The 5553-nt window shown below is 63.4% G+C and carries 5 protein-coding genes; 3 read left to right on the top strand and 2 right to left on the bottom strand.

The annotated features are described in order from the left end of the window. The 3 genes from EOA38_RS26480 to EOA38_RS26495 form a co-directional block, all read left to right on the top strand. A partial coding sequence (locus tag EOA38_RS26480) for an EAL domain-containing protein (protein WP_145966073.1) occupies nt 1-586 on the top strand: 586 nt, incomplete at its 5' end. Nucleotides 587-843: 257 nt separating this feature from the next. Continuing rightward, nucleotides 844-2895: an elongation factor G gene (locus tag EOA38_RS26490; protein WP_126092437.1), complete on the top strand. Its 2052-nt coding sequence runs from the start codon at nt 844-846 to the stop codon at nt 2893-2895. A 669-nt stretch (nt 2896-3564) separates the two neighbouring features. Next, nucleotides 3565-4062 carry an isoprenylcysteine carboxylmethyltransferase family protein gene (locus EOA38_RS26495; RefSeq protein WP_126092436.1) on the top strand — a complete coding sequence of 166 codons (498 nt, stop codon included), beginning with the start codon at nt 3565-3567 and terminating at the stop codon, nt 4060-4062. Between the two features lie 21 nt (nt 4063-4083). Here EOA38_RS26495 and EOA38_RS26500 read toward each other — a convergent pair whose 3' ends face one another. Next, a complete protein-coding gene (locus tag EOA38_RS26500; protein ID WP_126092435.1) occupies nt 4084-4980 on the bottom strand; it encodes a LysR family transcriptional regulator in 897 nt (298 codons plus the stop codon). 72 nt (nt 4981-5052) lie between these two features. Beyond that, the coding region (locus EOA38_RS26505; RefSeq protein WP_189434905.1) for an FAD-dependent oxidoreductase at nt 5053-5553 on the bottom strand (501 nt) is incomplete at its 5' end.

The following is a 5553-nucleotide window of genomic DNA, read 5'->3' on the forward strand; positions in this document are numbered from 1 at the left end:
GATCGACATGATCGGCGAATGGGTGTTCAAGCGCGCTTGCGCCGATATCGGCCAGTTTCCGGGGCGACGCATCTCGATCAACGTCTCCGGCGAGCAGTTGAAGCGCGATGAGATCGTCACGATGTGCGACCGCATACTGCGCGAGACCGGCCGGTCGGCATCCGAGTTCATCATCGAGATCACCGAGACGGTCGCAACCGCCGCGACGCCGGAGATCCTCAGGCGCCTGGAAGCCTTGCGCGGGCTTGGCTTCGACATCGCGCTCGACGACTTCGGCACCGGTCATTGCGGCTTCAACTACCTGAAGACCCTGCCCATCGACTGCGTCAAGATCGACCGTTCCTACATCCGCAGCCTCGCCCACGACCAGGTGGCGCAGATCTTCGTTTCCGCGCTCGCCCAGATCGCCCGCATCCAGGACATCACCATCGTCGCCGAAGGCGTGGAGACGTCGGAGGAGTTCACCCTGGCTCGTGCGGCCGGCTGCAGCCGCTTTCAGGGCTATTTCTTCGGCAAGCCGGCGCCGCGCGACAAGACGAGCGCGCTCTGCGCTGCCGATAAACAGTCGCTGGCCCTGAGCGCCTGACAGACTAGGCGCGCTGACAGGCCAAGCGCTGCACAAACTGGGCGCGCCTGACAAAACCAAAGCCGGCGCACTTCCTATTTTTCTTGCCCTCTCCGCGAACCCGTGTGACGATGGCCTTGGGCAGGCGGTGAGCAACAACCCCGCCCGCGACGGCCGAACAGGCCGGCCGCCGCTCTTCACAGAGTGCGATCGGACGCAAAACCGGTTTCCACTTTTGCTGATCGCTCTCTTGGGAAACGCCTGAGTGGAGGTCAGCCATGGGTACTCGCGCCGGAGGACGACGCACGGGACCGAAATGCATTGCCATAGTCGGTCCCTTCGCAAGCGGTAAGACGACACTTCTCGAAGCAATCCTCGCCCGCACGGGCGCCATCCCCCGCCAGAATCCCGTTTCATCGGGCAACACAGTTTCCGATCATTCGCCAGAAGCCCGCGCCCACGCGATGAGCGTGGAGGCCACCTTTGCCACCACGGAATTCATGGGCGAGCAGTTCACCTTCGTCGATTGCCCCGGCTCCATCGAATTCGCCTTTGAGGCCGAGCCGGTGCTTGCAGCCTGCGATGTCGCAGTCGTCGTTGCCGAAGCGGACGAAAAGAAGATACCCGCGCTGCAGCTCATCATGCGCAAGCTCGATGACCTCGGCGTGCCGCGCATCCTGTTCCTCAACAAGGTGGACAAGGCGATCGCCGGCGTGCGCGAGACACTGAAGATGCTGCAGCCGGCGAGTTCGGTGCCGCTGCTGCTTCGCCAGATTCCGTTGCGCAAGGACGGCGTCGTCATCGGCTCGATCGATCTGGCGCTCGAGCGGGCCTATGTCTACCGCGAATATGCCGAGAGCCAGGTCGCCGAGATTCCGAACGACGACAAGGCGCGCGAACTCGAGGCCCGCTTCTCGATGCTGGAGACGCTGGCCGATCATGACGACCAGTTGATGGAGCAGTTGCTGGAGGAGATCGAGCCGCCGAAGGACGCAATCTTCGATGACCTTGCCGCCGACCTCCGTGCCGGCACGGTAACGCCGGTGCTGATCGGCACGGCGGAGAAAGGCAATGGCGTACTGCGCCTGCTGAAGACGATCCGCCACGACGCGCCGGACATCGAGGCGACCCGCAAGCGCCTGGGCGCGCCGGACGGCAACCAGACGGTCGTGCAGGTGATGAAAACCATTCACACCGCGCATGGCGGCAAGCTGTCCGTCTCGCGCGTGCTTTCCGGGCAGTTGGCCGACGCGGCCGAGCTTTTCCTCTCCAACGGCGACACGGCGAAGGTCTCCGGCATCTACAAGATGCTGGGCAAGGACCAGTTGAAGCTGCCATCGGCCGGGGCCGGCGACACCGTCGCGCTTGGCAAGCTCGACAACGCCAGGACCGGCCAGACGCTGAGCTCGGCCAAGGGCGGCATCAAACCTCTGGTCACGCTGGAATCGCCACAGCCGGTGTTTGCCTTCGCGCTGCGCCCCAAGGAGCGCAAGGACGAGGTCAAGATGTCGGCGGCCATCCAGAGGCTTGCCGAGGAAGACCCTTCGCTCAGCCTGCATCACAATCAGGACTCCGCCGAGACCGTGCTGTCGGGTCATGGCGAGATGCACCTGCGCGTGGTGCGCGAGCGCCTGGAGGGCAAGAACCAGATCCCGATCGAAGGCCATTCGCCGGCGGTGCCTTATCGCGAAACGATCCGCAAATCGGCACAGCAGCGCGGCCGCCACAAGAAGCAGTCAGGCGGCCACGGTCAGTTCGGCGACGTGGTGATCGAGATCAAGCCGCTGCCGCGCGGCTCGGGCTTCCAGTTCACCGACACCATTACCGGCGGCGTCGTGCCCAAGACCTACATCCAGTCGGTGGAGACGGGCATTCGCGACTATCTGAAGAACGGTCCGCTCGGCTTCCCGGTGGTCGATGTCGCCGTCAACCTGTCGGATGGTTCCTACCACGCGGTCGACTCCTCCGACATGGCCTTCCAGATGGCGGCGAAGCTGGCGATGAAGGAAGGCATGGCGGCCTGCTCGCCGGTTCTGCTGGAGCCGATCATGAAGGTCGAGATCGTCACGCCGTCCGATGCGACCTCGAAGATCATCGCGCTGATCCCGCAGCGGCGCGGCCAAATCCTTGGCTATGACGCGCGGCCCGGCTGGCCGGGCTGGGACGTGGTCGAGGCGACCATGCCGCAGGCCGAGATCGGCGACCTGATCATCGAGCTGCGCTCGGCGACGGCGGGCGTCGCCAGCTACAAGGCCGGCTTCGACCATATGGCCGAGCTGACCGGCCGCCTGGCCGACGAGGCGATGAACGCCAACGGCAAGGCCGCCTGATCGACTTGTCGAGAACACGAAAACGGCGCCCGGATTTTCCGGACGCCGTTCTTATTGCGGACCGTTTCCTGGGAGGCAAACGGCAGGTCCGCCGCAGCAGGAAAAATGGTTCGGACGCGGTAGCTGCCTGAGCCCGGCCTGTCCGAGTGATGCCCCCATCTCCCGGACCGACCAACCGCGTCCTATGATCTACTTAATCGATAGAGTGCGTCCGCGACATGTTACCCGATGTTACATGTCACTGTTACGTGGCTCCCGCGCACGCATTTCCGGTATCGGCGTGATCTTCGGGCAACAAAAAAGCCGGATCAATAAAGATCCGGCTGAGTTTGATTGGAAGTGCCGATTAGGGCTAACCTCCAGAGGGGAACACTCGAGGGCGCTAATGGGAGGAGAACGCGCCCTGGAGATGAACTATATATGTGCTCATCATGCCCAAGAAACAAGCATCTATTTTGCAACACACGCATGCAAAAAGACGCAGGCTGTGGTCCAACCCATTCCATGGACCGATAGGACCAGAAAAAAATCGCCGAATCTTGGGCATTTTCGCACTGAAAGCGATTGCTGATATGCAAATCGGGTCGGATTCTGCTCCCGAAATACGCTAAATTCAAAATGATGCGGACTCGGGCAGGTCGCGGTTATTTTTGCGGCAGGAAGGGCCTGATGCGGACTTTTTCGGCAATCGCCGGCAGTGCGCTGTTCCTGATTGCGGCACCTGGCGTGGTCGCAGGGCTGATACCCTGGCTGCTGACCGACCATTATCGCATGCCGCTGTCCATGGTGCCGGGTTTCGTGCCTCTGGGCTGGATCCTGGTGATCGGTGCGGCGGGGATCCTGCTTCACGCCTTCGCCCGCTTCGCCCTGGAGGGCCTTGGCACCCCCGCCCCCGTGGCGCCCACCGAGAAACTGGTGGTCGGCGGCATCTACCGCCATGTGCGCAATCCCATGTACGTCGCGGTGCTCTCGATCATCCTCGGCCAGGTGCTCATCTTTTCGAGCTGGGCCGTTTTCGTCTACGGCCTGATCGCCGCGGCGGCGATGATCTCCTTCGTCAAGGTCTACGAGGAGCCGACGCTCGCCCGTCGCTATGGCGCCGAATACGAAACCTACCGCCGCGCCGTGCCCGGCTGGCTGCCGCGCATCACGCCCTGGCGCGGGTAGCAGCTTACGCCCGACGGCGTCTCAGAATGACCAGCTGCGCGCCTTTGCGATGATGAAATCGCGGAACACATGCAGCTTTGCCTGGTTCTTCATCGCATCCGGATAGGCGAAATAGGTGTCGAAGGACGGCACCTCGGTCTCGGGCAGCAACTGGACCAGGTTGGAGTCCTTGCTGATGACGTAGTCGGGCAGCATGGCGATGCCGGCGCCGCCTTGCACCGCGCGCTTGATCGACAGGATGTCGTTGATCTGCAACGTCGGCACCCTTTTCCCGCCCTCGAAATCGCCCACCGTCTCCAGCCAGTTCAGTTCCGACAGATGCGCGGGCACCGGCACGCCGAAAGTGACGATCCGGTGGTTCCTGAGCTCGGCGATCGAGGCCGGCTTACCGAACTTGGCCACATAGGAAGGGGCCGCATAGAGATGGAAATGCACGGTGAACAGCCGGCGCTGGATGAGATCCGGCTGCTGCGGCTGCCGCAGGCGGATGGCGCAGTCGGCCTGGCGCATGGTGAGGTCGAGCTCCTCATTGGCGAGGATGAGCTGCAGGCTGATCTCGGGATAGAGCTCGATGAATTCCTGCACCCGCTCGGTCAGCCAGCCGGCGCCCAGGCCTACCGTGGTCGTGACCCTCAGGACGCCGGAGGGGCGATCCTTGGTCTCGGTCAGCCGCGACTTGATCGTCTCCAGCTTCATCAGCACGTCATGTGCCGTGCGAAACAGCATCTCACCCTGCTCGGTCAGCACAAGGCCGCGCGCGTGGCGATGGAACAGCGCCACGCCGACGTCATGCTCCAGCGCGCTGACCTGCCGCGAGATCGCCGATTGCGACAGATGCAGCGTCTCGGCGGCATGGGTGAACGACCCAGCCTCCGCCGCAGCGTGAAACACGCGTAGCTTGTCCCAGTCCAGCGCCATGATTCCCCTCGTGTTGCCTTTGGCGTCTGAATGAAAAATCAGGCTTTTAAACGGCTTTTCTCAGCCGATCGCTTATTCCGCCGCTTCGCGGTGAACTTCGATCCCCGCCAGATATTTCTCCGCCTCGAGCGCGGCCATGCAGCCCAGCCCTGCCGCAGTCACCGCCTGCCGGTAGACGTCGTCGGTAACGTCGCCGGCGGCGAACACGCCGGGCACGTCGGTGCGGGTGGAATCGGGTGCCGTCCACAGATAGCCGTTCGGCTTCTGCTTCAGCTTGCCGGCGAAGAGCTCGACCGCCGGCGCGTGGCCGATCGCCACGAAGACGCCGTCGACCTTCAGCCGCGACACGTCTCCGGTCGCCACATTGCGCAGCTTCAGGCCCTCGACCGAAGGCGGCAGCGGCGCCTTGCCCGGCTGCCCGGTGATCTCGTCGACGACCGTATCCCAGATGACGCGCACATTGTCCTTCTTGAACAGCCGCTCGCGCAGGATGCGCTCGGCGCGGAAATCGCCGCGCCGGTGGATGACGGTGACGCTCTTGGCGAGATTGGCGAGGTAGAGCGCCTCCTCGAC

The sequence above is a fragment of the Mesorhizobium sp. M1E.F.Ca.ET.041.01.1.1 genome (genome assembly GCF_003997355.1).
Lineage (GTDB): Bacteria > Pseudomonadota > Alphaproteobacteria > Rhizobiales > Rhizobiaceae > Mesorhizobium.

Excerpts from the sequence above, each read along its gene's own strand:
- EOA38_RS26490 (WP_126092437.1), top strand. The coding sequence starts at position 844 with ATGGGTACTCGCGCCGGAGGACGACGCACGGGACCGAAATGCATTGCC.
- EOA38_RS26495 (WP_126092436.1), top strand. The coding sequence starts at position 3,565 with ATGCGGACTTTTTCGGCAATCGCCGGCAGTGCGCTGTTCCTGATTGCG.
- EOA38_RS26500 (WP_126092435.1), bottom strand. The coding sequence starts at position 4,980 with ATGGCGCTGGACTGGGACAAGCTACGCGTGTTTCACGCTGCGGCGGAG.